Origin of the sequence: Microbacterium sp. MMO-10 (assembly GCF_037148715.1) — a bacterium.
Taxonomy (GTDB): Bacteria; Actinomycetota; Actinomycetes; order Actinomycetales; family Microbacteriaceae; genus Microbacterium.
Map to the genome: position 1 here is coordinate 338,480 of NZ_JBBCSV010000003.1, position 13,510 is coordinate 351,989.

Annotated in this window: 17 protein-coding genes; 8 read left to right on the forward strand and 9 right to left on the reverse strand. The window is 72.9% G+C overall.

Annotated elements, in window-relative coordinates; genetic code table 11:
* Window positions 1–66: 66 nt before the first annotated feature.
* A complete protein-coding gene (locus WFJ17_RS10385; protein WP_251439011.1) occupies window positions 67–1,722 on the reverse strand; it encodes a GAF domain-containing sensor histidine kinase in 1,656 nt (551 codons plus the stop codon).
* 123 nt (window positions 1,723–1,845) lie between these two features.
* Between WFJ17_RS10385 and WFJ17_RS10390 the strand changes: the two genes are divergently transcribed.
* The 3 genes from WFJ17_RS10390 to WFJ17_RS10400 all read left to right on the forward strand — a co-directional run bounded on the left by WFJ17_RS10390 (window position 1,846) and on the right by WFJ17_RS10400 (window position 4,506).
* Window positions 1,846–2,511 carry a BON domain-containing protein gene (locus WFJ17_RS10390; RefSeq protein WP_251439009.1) on the forward strand — a complete coding sequence of 222 codons (666 nt, stop codon included), beginning with the start codon at window positions 1,846–1,848 and terminating at the stop codon, window positions 2,509–2,511.
* A 67-nt stretch (window positions 2,512–2,578) separates the two neighbouring features.
* Complete coding sequence (locus WFJ17_RS10395; protein WP_336648372.1) at window positions 2,579–3,214, forward strand: phosphoribosyltransferase; 636 nt, start codon at window positions 2,579–2,581, stop codon at window positions 3,212–3,214.
* A complete protein-coding gene (locus tag WFJ17_RS10400) occupies window positions 3,211–4,506 on the forward strand; it encodes an erythromycin esterase family protein (protein ID WP_336648373.1) in 1,296 nt (431 codons plus the stop codon). The genes WFJ17_RS10395 and WFJ17_RS10400 overlap by 4 nt, the downstream gene beginning before the upstream one ends.
* 17 nt (window positions 4,507–4,523) lie before the next feature.
* Here WFJ17_RS10400 and WFJ17_RS10405 read toward each other — a convergent pair whose 3' ends face one another.
* From WFJ17_RS10405 to WFJ17_RS10430, 6 genes are all read right to left on the reverse strand, one after another.
* Entirely contained in the window at window positions 4,524–4,919 is a 396-nt protein-coding gene (locus tag WFJ17_RS10405) for a pyridoxamine 5'-phosphate oxidase family protein (RefSeq protein ID WP_251439003.1), read from the reverse strand.
* Window positions 4,920–5,026: 107 nt separating this feature from the next.
* Entirely contained in the window at window positions 5,027–6,064 is a 1,038-nt protein-coding gene (locus WFJ17_RS10410) for a zinc-binding alcohol dehydrogenase family protein (RefSeq protein ID WP_336648374.1), read from the reverse strand.
* Window positions 6,065–6,079: 15 nt separating this feature from the next.
* Entirely contained in the window at window positions 6,080–6,520 is a 441-nt protein-coding gene (locus WFJ17_RS10415) for a universal stress protein (protein ID WP_336648375.1), read from the reverse strand.
* A gap of 53 nt (window positions 6,521–6,573) precedes the next feature.
* Window positions 6,574–6,819, reverse strand: coding sequence for a BON domain-containing protein (locus tag WFJ17_RS10420; protein WP_251438997.1), 246 nt, complete (start codon window positions 6,817–6,819; stop codon window positions 6,574–6,576).
* A 50-nt stretch (window positions 6,820–6,869) separates the two neighbouring features.
* Window positions 6,870–7,010 (reverse strand): hypothetical protein, encoded by a 141-nt coding sequence (locus WFJ17_RS10425; protein WP_251438995.1) that lies wholly within the window; start codon window positions 7,008–7,010, stop codon window positions 6,870–6,872.
* Window positions 7,007–7,477, reverse strand: coding sequence for a universal stress protein (locus tag WFJ17_RS10430; RefSeq protein WP_336648376.1), 471 nt, complete (start codon window positions 7,475–7,477; stop codon window positions 7,007–7,009). Before WFJ17_RS10430 ends, WFJ17_RS10425 begins: the two co-directional genes overlap by 4 nt.
* Before the next feature lie 180 nt (window positions 7,478–7,657).
* Here WFJ17_RS10430 and WFJ17_RS10435 point away from each other — a divergent pair, with 180 nt between their 5' ends.
* On the forward strand, window positions 7,658–8,404 hold the full coding sequence (locus tag WFJ17_RS10435) for an SDR family NAD(P)-dependent oxidoreductase (protein ID WP_336648377.1): 747 nt from the start codon (window positions 7,658–7,660) through the stop codon (window positions 8,402–8,404).
* Between the two features lie 52 nt (window positions 8,405–8,456).
* A complete protein-coding gene (locus WFJ17_RS10440; RefSeq protein WP_251438989.1) occupies window positions 8,457–9,098 on the forward strand; it encodes a response regulator in 642 nt (213 codons plus the stop codon).
* Between the two features lie 17 nt (window positions 9,099–9,115).
* Here WFJ17_RS10440 and WFJ17_RS10445 read toward each other — a convergent pair whose 3' ends face one another.
* Entirely contained in the window at window positions 9,116–9,556 is a 441-nt protein-coding gene (locus WFJ17_RS10445) for a universal stress protein (protein WP_336648378.1), read from the reverse strand.
* 103 nt (window positions 9,557–9,659) lie between these two features.
* Entirely contained in the window at window positions 9,660–10,301 is a 642-nt protein-coding gene (locus WFJ17_RS10450; protein ID WP_251438986.1) for a LysE family translocator, read from the reverse strand.
* Window positions 10,302–10,382: 81 nt separating this feature from the next.
* Between WFJ17_RS10450 and WFJ17_RS10455 the strand changes: the two genes are divergently transcribed.
* From WFJ17_RS10455 to WFJ17_RS10465, 3 genes are read left to right on the forward strand one after another with little or no spacing between them, the layout of a single operon-like run.
* Window positions 10,383–11,075, forward strand: coding sequence for an NADPH-dependent F420 reductase (locus tag WFJ17_RS10455; protein WP_336648379.1), 693 nt, complete (start codon window positions 10,383–10,385; stop codon window positions 11,073–11,075).
* A 40-nt stretch (window positions 11,076–11,115) separates the two neighbouring features.
* Window positions 11,116–11,757 (forward strand): response regulator, encoded by a 642-nt coding sequence (locus WFJ17_RS10460; RefSeq protein WP_251438982.1) that lies wholly within the window; start codon window positions 11,116–11,118, stop codon window positions 11,755–11,757.
* Complete coding sequence (locus WFJ17_RS10465; RefSeq protein ID WP_251438980.1) at window positions 11,754–13,496, forward strand: hypothetical protein; 1,743 nt, start codon at window positions 11,754–11,756, stop codon at window positions 13,494–13,496. Before WFJ17_RS10460 ends, WFJ17_RS10465 begins: the two co-directional genes overlap by 4 nt.
* Window positions 13,497–13,510 lie beyond the last annotated feature (14 nt).

Here is a 13,510-nt window from a genome sequence, read left to right on the forward strand (position 1 = left end):
CCGCGGACCGGCGCGATCCGGGTCCAAGGTCCCGCGGGGCGCTCTGGACGTCCCGGGAAGCAGGTCTCAGGCGGGCAGCGGCACGGACCACCGCACCCGGGTGCCGCCCGCGGTGCGGTTCTCGACGACGCAGCGTCCGCCGTGCCGCTCCGCGCGTGCCTCGAGGTTCGCGGTGCCGCTGCGGGGGGCGTTCTCGGGCAGGCCCACGCCGTCGTCCTCGACGGTCACGACGACGTCGGTCTCCGAGACGAGCACCGCGACGGAGGCCGACTGCGCGCGGGCGTGCCGGGTCACGTTCGCGAGGGACTCCCGGATCACGGCGGTCAGGTCGTCGGCGAGCGCCCCCGTGACGAGGAGGTCGACGGGCCCCGCGAACGTCATCCGCGGTCGCGGCGTCGCGCCCGAGACGAGCGCGAGCAGCCGTCCGCGCAGTCCCGGACCCGTGGTCGCCTGCGTCCGCAGCGCGAAGATCGCGGTGCGGATGTCGGTGATGGTCGCGTCGAGCTCTTCGATGTGCCGTTCCAGCGCCTCGGCCTGGGCGGGGTGCGCCGCCGCGAGGGCCTGGAGACCGAGGGCTGTCGCGAACAGCCGCTGGATCACGTGGTCGTGCAGGTCGCGGGCGATGCGACTGCGGTCCTCGACGAGATCGAGCCGCTGGCGCTGCTCCCTGGCCCGCGCCAGGGATACGGCGATGCCCGCCTGCGAGGCGAAGTCCGAAATCGTGTCGAGCTCCATGCGGGTGTACGTGGAGCTGCTGCGGGAGACGCAGAGCGCACCGACCGCGTCGCCGCCGACGACCAGAGGCACGGCGACCGTGTGCCCGAACGGCCGGACGACGGCGTCCGCCGGATCCGGCAGATGCTCCACGATCAGCCGGCCCTCTTCGATCGCGCGGGCGGCGAGGGCGCCGGCGGCGGGGTAGTGTGTCCCCTCGATGGCGGCGCCGCCCGCGCCGCGCGCGATGTCGATGCGCAGACGGTCGTCGTCACCGGGGGTGATGATCGCGACGAGCTCGGTCGGCACGACGGTGGCCACGGCCTCGGCGACGATCGCGAGGGCATCGCCGGCGTCGGGTGAGAGCAGGGCGGCGGTCACCCCCGACAGCGCGGTGCCCAGTCGCTCGCGCCGGCGGGTCTCCGCGAACAGGCGCGCGTTCTCGATGGCGACACCGGCGGTCGTCGCCAGGGCCTCGATGATCTCCTGATCGTCGTCGGAGAAGAGGTCCTTCTCCGGATCCGTCAGATACAGGTTGCCGAAGGTCCGGCCCCTGATGCGGATCGGCACTCCCAGGAAGGCGTCCATCGGCGGATGGTGCTCCGGGAAGCCGACCGACCGCGGATCGTCCGCGATCCGCGGGATCCGGATGGTCTTCCCCGCCTCGATCACGGCGCCGAGCAGCCCGTGTCCCGTCGGCGGCGCTCCGATCTCCTGCACGACCTCGGAGGGGATGCCCTCGTGGATGAAGCGTTCCAGGAGCCCCTCGTCGTCGATCACGCCGAGGGCGCCGTAGCGGGCGCCGACGAGTTCGATCGCCGCCCCGACGATCCTGCGCAGCACCGCGTCGAGGTCGAGGTCCTCGCTCACCACGCGGGTGGCGCTGAGCAGTGCGCGCAGCCGTCCCTGGGCCGTGAGCACGTGCTGGGCGCGCGACATCAGATCCGCGATGGTCTTCTCGAGCTCCAGCCGCGGCACATCGGGGAACGTGATCGGGTCGTCATCCATGGGCTTCCCAGCGCTTGACGCTTCGAGTGTACGCGCGGCCCGCGGGACTTTCGACCCTCCGGGGGCGCAGCGCCGCGCGGAGGGTGAGAGCGTGCACTCCCGCACCCGACGAAAGGAACTCTCATGGCCATCCACACCGACACCGACCTCGACGTGCAGACGCTCGTGATGGACGAACTCGATTGGACACCCGATGTGGACGCCGCAGGAATCGGCGTCGCCGTGGTGGACGGGATCGTCACCCTCTCGGGCGAGGTCGGCAGCTATGTCGAACGCCTCGCAGCCAAGAAGGCCGCTCGGCGCGTGCGCGGGGTGCGGACCGTCGTCGACGATCTCACCGTGCACCCGAAGTCGGCGTGGCCCGTCACCGAGACCGACGTCGCGAAGGAGGTCGAGCGTGCGCTGCGCGCGGCGAGCAATGTGCCGCAGAGCGTGAAGGCGGACGTGCAGGGGCACAGCGTCACGCTCAGCGGAGAGGTCGACTGGGACTTCCAGCGCCATGCGGCCAAGCGCGCGGTGCAGCACCTGCGGGGCGTCGCGTCGGTCATCAGCAGGATCCAGATCGCCGCACGGCCCTCGGGGACGGATACGGAGGAACGGATCCGCAACGCGCTCACCCGCAACGCCCAGCTCGACGGACAGACGATCCACGTCGCCGTCCACGGGAACAAGGTCACGCTCACCGGAACAGTGAAGTCGTGGACCGAGCGTCAGCAGGCGGGCAACGCCGCCTGGGCATCCCCGCACGTCACCGACGTGGACAACCAGATCATGGTCCGCGCGTTCTGAGCATCGTGCGGGTCCGGGGCGGGCGTGCCCCGGACCCGCGTCCCGGCGGAGAGCGGAGGAGCGACCCGTGTTCATCGACAGACAGGACGCCGGACGGCGGCTCGGCGCGGCGCTGCGGCACGCCGATGTCCGGGCCTCGATCGTGCTCGGGCTTCCGCGTGGCGGCGTCCCCGTCGCCGCGGAGGTCGCCGCCGCGCTCGACCTGCCGCTCGACGTGATCGTCGTCCGCAAGCTCGGCCTGCCGACGCATCCGGAGGTGGCGATGGGGGCGATCGGCGAAGACGGAGTCCGCCTGCTCGATCCGGGCATGATCCGGGACGCGGGCGTGAGCCGCGCGCAGCTCGACGACGTCGAGAGCCGCGAACGAGAGACCCTGGACCGTCGCGCTCGGCTGTTGCGCGGGGGCGCGGCACGCCGCGACCTGACGGGTCAGGCCGTGCTCATCGTCGACGACGGCATCGCCACCGGGGCCACGGCGTCCGCGGCCTGCCTGGTCGCCCGTCGGCTCGGCGCCGCGCAGGTGGTGGTGGCCGCGCCCGTCGGCGCGCCCGACGCCGCGCGACGCATCGTCGGCGCGGACCGGGTCTTCTGCCTGGAGCAGCCCGAGGACTTCCGGGCCGTCGGCGCCTCGTACCGCCGATTCGATCAGACGACCTACGACGAGGTCGTCCGCCTTCTCGCACGAACAGGGACAGCATCATGACCGCCAGAGACGACCTCATCGACGACATCCGGGACCTCGCCCATCCGCTCGCTCAGGAGGGAGCGCTGGACGGTCTGGTCGACCGGGCACGAGGGCGTCGCTTCGTCGCGATCGGCGAGGCCTCGCACGGCACGGGCGAGTTCTACCGGTGGCGCGCCCTCCTCACCCGTCGGCTGATCGAGGAGGCCGGAATCACCTGGATCGGCGTCGAGGGCGACTGGCCGGACTGCTGGCGGATCGACCGCTGGGTGCGCGGCCTCGCCGAGACCGACCGCGACGCCCGTGGAGTGCTGGCGACCTTCGACCGATGGCCGACCTGGATGTGGGCGAACACCGAGGTCGCCGACTTCCTCGACGGGCTCCGCGAGCTCAACGCCTCCCGCCCGGCCGAGAACAGGGTCGGGTTCTACGGACTCGACGTCTACTCGCTGTGGGATTCGCTGCAGCGGATCATGGCCTGGCTCGCGGTGAACGAACCCGACGCGCTGCCGGTGGCCGCGAGGGCATGGCGGTGCTTCGCACCGTTCGACGAGGACCCGCACCGTTACGCCTGGGGCACCCGGCTGGTGCCGGCCTCCTGCGAGGACGATGTCGTCGAGCTCCTCACCGAGGTGCGCCGCCGTGCGATCGGCGACGGGGAGGAGGCGTTCGATGCGCGCCAGAACGCGTCGATCGTCGTCGAAGCCGAACGCTACTACCGCGAGATGGTGCGGACGGACCGCGGATCCTGGAACATCCGGGACCTGCACATGATGGACACGATCGACCGGCTGGCCGCGCATGAGGGACGGGCGTCCCGCGGGGTGATCTGGGCGCACAACACCCATGTGGGCGATGCGCGCGCCACCAGCATGGCCGCGGCCGGGCTGCTGAACATCGGGCAGCTGCTCCGCGAGCGGCACGGCGCCGACCAGGTGCTGCTCATCGGCATGGCCTCGCACTCCGGCACGGTGACGGCGGCGCGAGAGTGGGGCGTCGCCGAGGAGCGGATGCCGGTTCCGATCGCGCGGGCGGACAGCCACGAGGGACTCCTCCACGACGCGCTCGGCTTTCCCGCGGTCCTCGACTTCGGTGCCGAGCGGACTCGCGCCTGGCTGTCGGACGGCGCCGGTCATCGTGCCATCGGCGTCGTCTACGACCCGGCCCGCGAGCGCGGCAACTACGTCCCGACCGCCATGGGCGCGCGCTACGACGCGCTGCTCTGGTTCGAGCAGACGCACGCCCTCCTGCCCCTTCACCACGAGAGGCGCCCCGAGGAGGTCGAGTACGAGACGGAGCCGACCGGCTTCTGACGCCGCTCGGCGTCCGCTCACTGCGACTCGTGCTTCACGGCCCGGCCCGTCATCCGCGTGATCCGGAACCGCAGCGGCACGTCCCGCTCTCCGCCCGGCCAGGGCGAGACGCGCGCGACGAGCGCCGCGGCCTCCTCCGGTGCGGGGCGGGAGAGCGGTCCGCTCATCAGCACGCTCCAGGCCGCGCGCCCGAGGCTGTCCAGGTGGTCCACTTCGAACGACACGGTCGCGCCCGCGTCGGCGAGGACGCTGAGCGCCCCGTCGGATCCGGTCCGCAGGAGGAGATCGTGCCCGGAGACGGCATAGTTCATCGGGATGATCTCGACCACTCCTTCCCGCACATATCCCGCGCGGCCGACCGTGGTCGCCGTGAGGAGGTCGTAGCAGCGCTGCTCGCTGAGCACGTGGATCATGATCTTCTCCCTTCGGTGGACGGGCTCCCGTCAGCCGCCCTTCCCGCCAGCGTCCCCGATGCGCCGCCGCCCGACCGTGACCTTCGTCCCGTCGTCCTCCGCGCCCGTCAGAAGCCGATCACCAGGGAGCCGGCCGCCCGCCCGCTCCGCAGCTCATCGATCGCCGCACCCGTGTCGGCGAACGCATAGCGGGTGACTCTCGGCGTCAGCCGGAGGCTCTGCGCCAGGCGGAGGAATGCGGCGCCGTCGGCGCGCGTGTTCGCGGTGACCGTGCGCAGGTCCCGCTCCCGGAACAGATCGCGGGCGTAGTCCATGGCGGGGATCGCGGTCATGTGGATCCCGGCCAGCACCACCGTGCCGCCGGGGCGCGTCGCCTCGAGGGCGAGCGGCACGAGCTCTCCGGCCGGCGCGAACACGATCGCCGCATCCACAGGGGTGGGCGGAACGGCCGTCGCATCCCCGACGAACACGGCGCCCACGCGCCGCGCCAGCTCCCGGTTGCGCTCGCCGCGTGTCATCGCGAGCACGCGCGCGCCCTGGGCGATCGCGAGCTGGGCCGTCAGGTGCGCACTGGATCCGAATCCGTAGATCCCCAGATCGCCGCCCGGGGGCAGGTTCGCGCGCGTCAGCGCGCGATAGCCGATGATGCCCGCGCAGAGCAGCGGCGCGATCTCCCTCGGATCGGCGTCCTGCGGCAGCCGGTAGAGGAAGGACTCGGGCGCCGTGAGGTACTCCGCGAATCCGCCGTCGGCATCCCACCCGGTGTACCGCGAGGCGGGGCAGAGGTTCTCGCGCCCCTCTCGGCACCACCGGCAGGTGCCGCAGGTCCGGCGCAGCCACGCGGCCCCGACGCGGTCGCCGGGGTGCAGCGCGCGCACGGCGGCTCCTGCCGCGACCACCGTGCCCACCACCTGGTGCCCGGGGACCACCCCGGGGCGGTGCGGCGGGATCTCCCGGTCGATGACGTGCAGGTCGGTGCGGCACACGCCGCACGCCTCCACGGCGATCAGCACCTCGTCCGCTCCGGGGGACGGCACGCGCCGGGTCGTGGACGTCAGGGTTCCGGCGGCATCACCGGTCGCCCACACGCGCATCTCGGCGGAGGGCGCCGGGGCGGGCGCTGCGCGGAGCGAGGATCCGTTCACGCGCCGGCCCGGCTCTCAGCCACGATCCGTCCCGTCGTCGTCGGTGTGCATGATCAGCACGGGGCAGTGCGCGTGCGAGGCGCAGGAGGCGCTCACGGAGCCGAGCAGCAGGCCGGCGAATCCGCCGCGGCCGCGGCTTCCGAGCACGAGCATGCCGGCCGTCTCGCTGAGATCGATCAGCGTCCGTGCGGGCGGCCCGGACAGCACCGTCCGGGTGAGCCCGTCCGGCGGGGCGTCGCCGAACGCGGCGACGACCGACTGATCCAGGATCTGCTGCGCGTCCTGCTCCGGCTGCCATTCGATGACGAGCTCCGCGCCGGTCATGGGCGGGTAGGTCCAGGTCGTGACGGCTTCGAGCGGCGCGTGCAGCGCCTGGGCCAGCCGTGCGGCGTACTTCAGGGCGGCGATGGAGGACGGCGAGCCGTCCACCCCGACGATGATCCGATCCATGTCCATGCGTTCAGCTTCACCGCTGCGGCTGCCCGGACGCGGGACGAAAGTCACATGGCTCAGCCGGGATCGGAGGACTCGGGTCTGATCCGCAGGTCGTCGACCAGTGCGCGTACGCCGCGCACCCGTCGCACCGCCTCTCGTGCGGCGACCTTCTCGGCCTCCGAGCCGACCTCTCCCGAGAGCGTGACGGCGCCGTCGCGCACGAAGACGCCCACATCGACGGGATCGACGTCGTGAGCCCACTCGAGCTCGTCGGCGATGTCCTCCTTGATGTCGAGGTCCGCCCTGCGCGTCGCGTCCATGCGTCTTCCCCTCGAGTCGCCCGTGGCCGCCGGTCTGCGCCCCGGGGCGTTCACCGGTGCGTCGGCTCCGGCGCGTGCGCCGAGAGCTGAGCGGTGACGAGGTCGGTCAGATCGACCGGGTGCGTGGGCGGAAGCACCACGTCGGAGGGACCGATCGGCGAGCTCGGACGAGGGAACCCGGCGCGGTTCATGATGCACCCGCGGTCGCCGGGGCTTCCGTGCCCTCGGTGCCGTCACGGACGATCAGGACGGGGCAGTGGGCGTGCGCGGCGCACGCCGCGGACACCGACCCGAGCAGGAGCCCGGCGAACCCGCCGTGCCCTCGACTGCCCAGCACCAGCATGCCCGCGCATCTGCTCAGCCCGATCAGGACGCCCGCGGCGGGGCCGAGCAGCACGGTCCGCTTCAGCGGCGGCGGCTCGGCGCCGAACGCCTGCTCGACGGCGGCGTCGAGGACGGATCTTGCGTCGTCCTTCGGCGACCACGAAGGCACCAGGTAGGTGTCCGCGAACGGCGGGGAGGACCAGGTGGTGATCGCCTCGAGCGGGGCGCCGAGCGCGTCGGCGATGCGTGCCGCGTACCGCAGCGCGGCGATCGACGACGCGGACCCGTCCACGCCGACGATCACCCGGTCGGCATCAGCGTTCTCATCGTTCATGTCCCCACTGTCCCCGGCCGGATCCAGACCGATCGGGACGAAAGTCATACGGATCGGATCAGATCGGTTCGCCCGCCGCGCGGGCCGCGCGCGGAGGCCGTCGTGCTCCGCGTGACTTTGGTCCCGGCTCCGATGGCGTGCTGCTGCGAGCGTGAGGGGAGGAGATGGGAGAGGACCCTCATGAACGGCAATCGCTTCGCAGAACGCACCATCATCGTGACCGGCGCCGGATCCGGCATCGGACGGGCGACCGCCCTCCGCCTCGCGAGCGAAGGAGCGCGGATCGTCGGCGTCGATGCGTCCCGCACCCGCTTGCAGGATCTCGAGCGCGAGCTCGGGGACCGGGTCGCGACGGTGGACGGCGATCTCCTCCAGCAGCTCACGGCGGATCGTGCGATCGCCGCGGCGCGCGGCAGGATCGACGGGCTGGCCAACGTCGCCGGGATCATGGACGGATTCGAGCCCACGGCCGAGATCGACGACGCGACCTGGGAGCGCGTCATCGGCGTCAACGTCACCGGCATGATGCGGATGACCCGTGCGGTGCTGCCCGCGATGCTCGCCGCCGGTCGGGGCGCGATCGTCAATGTGGGCTCCGAGGCCGGGCAGCGGGGGTCGGCGGCGGGAACGCCGTACACGGTGTCGAAGCACGCGGTGAACGGGTTCACGAAGAGCACGGCGTTCTTCTACACGCCCCGCGGCGTGCGATGCAACGCCGTCGCGCCGGGCCCGGTCGCGACCAACATCGAGGCCGCCTTCCGCTCGACCCTGGCGCAGGAGCGCCTGGGGCCGGTGATGCGGGCGACACTCCCGCCTGTTGCGCAGCCGGAGGCTCTCGCCGCGGCCATCGCGTGGCTGCTCAGCGACGACGCCTCGGATGTGTCCGGAGCGATCATCCCCGTCGACGGAGGGTGGGCGGCCATCTGATCCGGGTGCATGATGGCCTTGGCGAGCATGGACGCGGGGAAGGGGAGTCCCGATGAGCAGTGTGTTCCTCGTCGACGATCACGAGATCGTGCGGCAGGGGCTGGCGGGCGTGATCGAGGGTCAGGCCGACCTGACCGTGGCCGGCGAAGCGGGCAGCGCCCGCGATGCGCTCGCGCGGATCGCGGCGACGCAGCCCGACGTGGCGGTCCTCGACGTCCGCCTTCCGGACGGGAACGGGATCGACCTGTGCCGGCAGATCCGGCAGGATCAGCCGCGGGTGCAGTGCCTGATCCTCACGGCCTATGACGACGACGATGCGATGTTCGCGGCGGTGGTGGCGGGTGCGGCCGGCTACCTCCTGAAGAGCGTCCGCGCGGCGGAACTGCTCGAGGCGATCCGCGGCGTCGCGGCGGGCCGGAGGCTGCTGCACCCCAGCGCCGAGCGCACGGCGATGCAGCGGATGCGCGACGCCCCCGGAGAGGATCCGCGTTTCGGATCCCTGGGGCTGCGGGAGCGGCAGATCCTCGCGCTGATCGCGGACGGGCTGACCAATCGGCAGATCGGCGAGCGGCTGGGGCTCGCGGAGAAGACCGTCAAGAACTATGTCTCCGGGCTCCTCAGCAAGCTGGGTCTGGATCACCGCACGCAGGCGGCGGTGTTCGAGATCGAGCGGGGCCGCCACCGCGACGACTAGAGCGCGGCGTCGGAGCCTCAGCCCTCCTGCTTCTCGTGGCGCACGATGAGGACGGGGCAGTGCGCGTGCGCCGCGCAGGCCGCGCTCACGGATCCGAGCAGCAGCCCGGTGAAGCCGCCGCGGCCCCGCGTGCCCAGCACCAGCATCTCCGCATGGCGGCTCTCCGCGATGAGCACGGACGCAGGCGGGCCGGCGACCACCCGGGTCGTCAGGCCGGCCGGACGGCCCTCCGTGAAGGCGCGCGCGATCACCGCGTCGAGATGCGCGGCCGTCTCCTTCTCCGGAGAGCGTCCCGGTGTCGGATACAGGTCGATCAACGCGGCGTAGTCCCAGGTCATGACGGCGCGGATCGGACGACCGAGCGCACCGGCGAGCGTCACGGCGTAGCGGAGGGCGTCGACGGAGGACTCCGATCCGTCGACGCCGACGAGGATCGGAAGGTCAGCGGTGGTGTTCATGCCCTTCACCCTCGCCCGCCGCCCGGGCGGGAGAAGGGACGAAGGTCACATGCGGGCGCGGGAGGAGCGCGCAGAGGGACGAGGATCGCCGTCCGAGCCGGTGCTAGCCCTTGTTGTCCGCGAGCAGCAGCACGCCGCCGAGGCCGATCATCATGCCGCCGCCGGTGCCGCGGACCGCGGCGAGCCGGCGGGGCGACCGTGCGAACCACGACCGCGCCGCCCCGGCGATCAGCGCCCACGTCGCATCGCAGGCGAAGGCGATGACGGTGAAGATCAGTCCCAGGATCATCATCTGCACCGGCACCGAGCCGGCATGGAAGTCGACGAACTGCGGCAGGGCGGCGACGAAGAACACGATGGTCTTGGGGTTGGTGGCGCCGACGACGAACCCCTGCCGCAGCATCGCGAACGTGGACAGGCGGCGCGGACCGGTCTGGGACGCGTCCGCGAAGCCGTCGCGACGGTGGCGGATGGCCTGGATCCCGAGGTAGGCCAGGTAGAGCGCGCCGAGCACCTTGACCGCCGTGAAGAGGGCCACGGACTGGGCGACGATGGATCCCACCCCGAACGCCACGGCGGTGATCGGGACGAGGCTCCCGAGCTCGTTGCCCAGCACGCTCCAGAGCCCGGCGCTGCGACCCCAGGCGAGGGAGCGTCCGATGACGAACAGCACGCTCGGCCCCGGGATGGCGATGAGCACCAGCGAGGTGAGCGTGAAGGCGACGAGGGCTTCGGTGTGCGGCACGTGAAGAACCTAGTCCCCCGCGGGTCCGGGCGCCAGAGGCCGTCCACCGCGGCGGCCGGGGCACCCGGCTACGATGACGCCGTGACCGACGAGACCTCCCGGATCCACACGCTCGGCATCATCGGCGCCGGCCGCATCGGCAGCGTGCTCGCCCGGCTCGCGGTCGCGGCCGGATACCGGGTGCTGGTCGCGGGATCGTCGGATGCGGCTCGGATCGCGCGCAGGGCAGGTGCGCTCGGGGCGACGGCCGTCGACGTCCCGGAACTCGCCCGCGAGGCGGATGCCGTGCTCCTCACGCTGCCGCTGCGTCGTCACACCGCGCTGCCGGCGGAGCTGCTGCGCGGCACGCTCGTGATCGACGCCATGAACTACTGGTGGGGGTCGGACGGCCTCCGCGACGACCTCGACGATCCGCGCACATCCACGAGCGAGATCGTGCAGCGGTTCCTGGCGGGCTCCCGCGTCGTGAAGGCGTTCAATCACATGGGCTATCAGGACGTCGAGGACGAGGCCCGCCCCGCACGAGCCCCGGGGCGCAAGGCGATCGCCGTCGCCGGCGACGACCCGGCGGACGTGGCGCAGGTCGCCCGGCTGGTCGACGACCTCGGGTTCGACCCCGTGGTGGCCGGCGTCCTCGCTGCGGGCATCATGCTGGAACCCGGCGCGGAGGCGTTCGGCGCCGATGTCGACGCGACGGAGCTGCGGGCGATGCTGGAGCGCTTCTGGAGCTCGCAGCGCGGCCTCGTCGTCGCGAGGGCGCGCGGCACGGGATAGCGGTATTCTGCCCGGCCCCCGCCCCAGTAGTCTCTTTCTCGTGAGCACGGAGTGGACGCGTCGGGTCCTCGTCGTGGAAGACCAGTCCGCTCTGCGCGTGCTCCTCTGCGATCTGCTCCAGCGGCACGGGTTCGAGACCGCGGCGGCCGCCGACGCGGCGACGGCGACGCAGCTGTTCACGGAGTTCGACCCCGATGCGCTCCTGACCGACATCGACCTGGGCTCCCGTCCCTCGGGCGCCGAGCTCGCCGCGATGCTCGCCGAGCTCGCGCCGCATCTCGCGATCGTCTTCCTCAGCAGCTATCCGCGCGCCGCCGCCGGCGCCACCGCGATGGGCATCCCGCGCGCCCTGTTCGTCCCGAAGCAGACCCTCGACTCACCGCGGACGCTCATCGACGCGCTCGAGCAGGCGCTGTCGACGCAGCCCGTGCCGGACGCGGGCTCCGTGCTCTCGCGTGAGGGACTCGGCGCCCTCACCCGGCACCAGCTCGACGTGCTGGCGATGATCGCCCGGGGCTGGTCGAACGACCGCATCGCGACGGAGACCGGATCCACCGTGCGCGCCGTCGAGCGATCGATCAGCCGGATCTTCGACAGGCTCGGCGTCACCGGGGATCCCACCGTGAATCCGCGCGTGGCTGCCGCGGCGACCTACCTCGCCGCGTTCGGCCCCTCGCGATGAGAGGCCTTCTCGCCGCGGTGCACGGATCCCTCCGCGGCGGACGCTTCCTCACGATCTGGTCTTTCGTCGCGACCCTGCCCCTCTCCGCGACCGTGATGGCCCCCTTCGGCGCGGGCGTCGATGCGCCCAGCGCCTGGCCGGCGACCGCCGTGACGTGGCTGTGCTTCGCCGGCGCGCTGGGCGTGGTCGCGCTCGTGGAGCGACGCCTGCACCGGCCCCGCGCACGCGTCGTCGCCGTCGTCGTCGGAGTGCTGCTCTGCAGTGGGCTGAGGCCGATCGTGCAGGATCTGTGGACCGCTGCCTCGGAGCTGCCGACGCCGCCGGCCTGGCAGCTCCCGTTCCGCATCGCGACGAACGTCCTGGTGTGGACGGTCGTGCTCGTCGTCGTGGCCGTGCTGGAGGCGGCGTTCCGCGGTCTGCGCAGCACCAACCGGCTGCTCGGCTCCGTCGCCGCCGAACTCGTGCAGGCGGAGGCGCGATCTCGCGACTTCGCCGAACGGGCGCACCGGATCGCCCTCGCGGCGGCCACCCGCCTCCGCGCCGGGATCGTGGCCCTCGGCGCCGACGACGGCACCGCCGCGGCCGTCCGTCGTCTCGGTGCGGAGGGCTTCCGGACGTGGAGCCATCGGCTGCGCGCGCTGGCCGAAGAGCCCGACGGCTCGCCGTCGCCCCAGGACCGGGGCGACGGCGCCGTCCCCGGCCCCGAGACGCGCGGGCGCGGGGCGGGGTACCGGCTGCCCGCGACGGGCGTCGTCGTGCTGCTGTACGGCGCCACGATGCTGCCCTATGCCCTGCGCAGCCAGAGCGCGACCGAGCTGCTGCTCGGCGTCCTCGTGCTCGTCGGCGGCGGACTCGCCATCGACGCGGGATCGCGCTGCCGCGCCCTGGCCCGACGGCGCGGGGCGCGGTCCGCGGCCTTCCTGGCGCTGTCCGCGGTCCTGGGGATCGCGCTCTCGGCCCTCGCGGTCGCGCACGGGGCGCCGGTCGGGACCGCGGTCGTGCCGGCCGTCGTCTACTTCGCGTATGCGCTCTTCGCCGGGCTCTGCGCCGGGGCGCTGCACGCGCAGCGCCGCGAGCGGCGCCGGCTCTCGGGCGCGATCCGGAGCGCGCAGCGGACCGCGCGGGAGGGCACCCGGACGGCGCGGGAAGGACTGCGCCGCTCGGCGGAGCTGCTGCACCGGGACGGGCAGGGCGGCTGCGCCGTGTTCGCCCTGGCCCACCCGGATCCGACCCGGGTCGAGGTCGCCGGACTGCAGCAGGCCCTCGACGAGACGGTCTCGCGGATGGAGGCGATCCTGTCGGCCGGCGGTGCGGCAGGAGATCCCGGTGCGGAGCTGACCGCGCTGTTCGGCACCTGGGGGCGGGTGATGGACCTGCGGGTCGAGGAGTCGGAGGCGGCTCGGACCGCATGCGGCTCGGCCCCCTGGGCGGCGCGCGACGCCTACGACGTCATCGCCGAAGGGCTTCTGAACGCCGTGAAGCACGGCGTCGAGCGCCGCGCCGAGATCTCGCTCGACGTCATCGCCACCGGCGCCGGACCGCACCTGCGGGTGCGGGTGCGGTCGTTCGGGGCCGTGGTTCCCGGCGCGCAGCTGCGACCGGCCTCGCGGATGCGGGACCTCGATGCACGGCTGCTTCGCGCACCCGGCGGGGCCGTCCTGGAGGCCGTCCTCGCCCTGCCGCACAGTGCTGTCGTGTCAGCCGAACATCCTGCGGAGGCCCCTCGGCGGCGACCGTAATATCGGCGGCGGAT

What these genes read in the sequence shown, in the direction of transcription:
- WFJ17_RS10385 (WP_251439011.1), bottom strand. Translation starts at nt 1,722, where the DNA reads ATGGATGACGACCCGATCACGTTCCCCGATGTGCCGCGGCTGGAGCTC.
- WFJ17_RS10390 (WP_251439009.1), top strand. Translation starts at nt 1,846, where the DNA reads ATGGCCATCCACACCGACACCGACCTCGACGTGCAGACGCTCGTGATG.
- WFJ17_RS10400 (WP_336648373.1), top strand. Translation starts at nt 3,211, where the DNA reads ATGACCGCCAGAGACGACCTCATCGACGACATCCGGGACCTCGCCCAT.
- WFJ17_RS10405 (WP_251439003.1), bottom strand. Translation starts at nt 4,919, where the DNA reads ATGATCCACGTGCTCAGCGAGCAGCGCTGCTACGACCTCCTCACGGCG.
- WFJ17_RS10415 (WP_336648375.1), bottom strand. Translation starts at nt 6,520, where the DNA reads ATGGACATGGATCGGATCATCGTCGGGGTGGACGGCTCGCCGTCCTCC.
- WFJ17_RS10420 (WP_251438997.1), bottom strand. Translation starts at nt 6,819, where the DNA reads ATGGACGCGACGCGCAGGGCGGACCTCGACATCAAGGAGGACATCGCC.
- WFJ17_RS10425 (WP_251438995.1), bottom strand. Translation starts at nt 7,010, where the DNA reads ATGAACCGCGCCGGGTTCCCTCGTCCGAGCTCGCCGATCGGTCCCTCC.
- WFJ17_RS10430 (WP_336648376.1), bottom strand. Translation starts at nt 7,477, where the DNA reads ATGAACGATGAGAACGCTGATGCCGACCGGGTGATCGTCGGCGTGGAC.
- WFJ17_RS10435 (WP_336648377.1), top strand. Translation starts at nt 7,658, where the DNA reads ATGAACGGCAATCGCTTCGCAGAACGCACCATCATCGTGACCGGCGCC.
- WFJ17_RS10440 (WP_251438989.1), top strand. Translation starts at nt 8,457, where the DNA reads ATGAGCAGTGTGTTCCTCGTCGACGATCACGAGATCGTGCGGCAGGGG.
- WFJ17_RS10445 (WP_336648378.1), bottom strand. Translation starts at nt 9,556, where the DNA reads ATGAACACCACCGCTGACCTTCCGATCCTCGTCGGCGTCGACGGATCG.
- WFJ17_RS10465 (WP_251438980.1), top strand. Translation starts at nt 11,754, where the DNA reads ATGAGAGGCCTTCTCGCCGCGGTGCACGGATCCCTCCGCGGCGGACGC.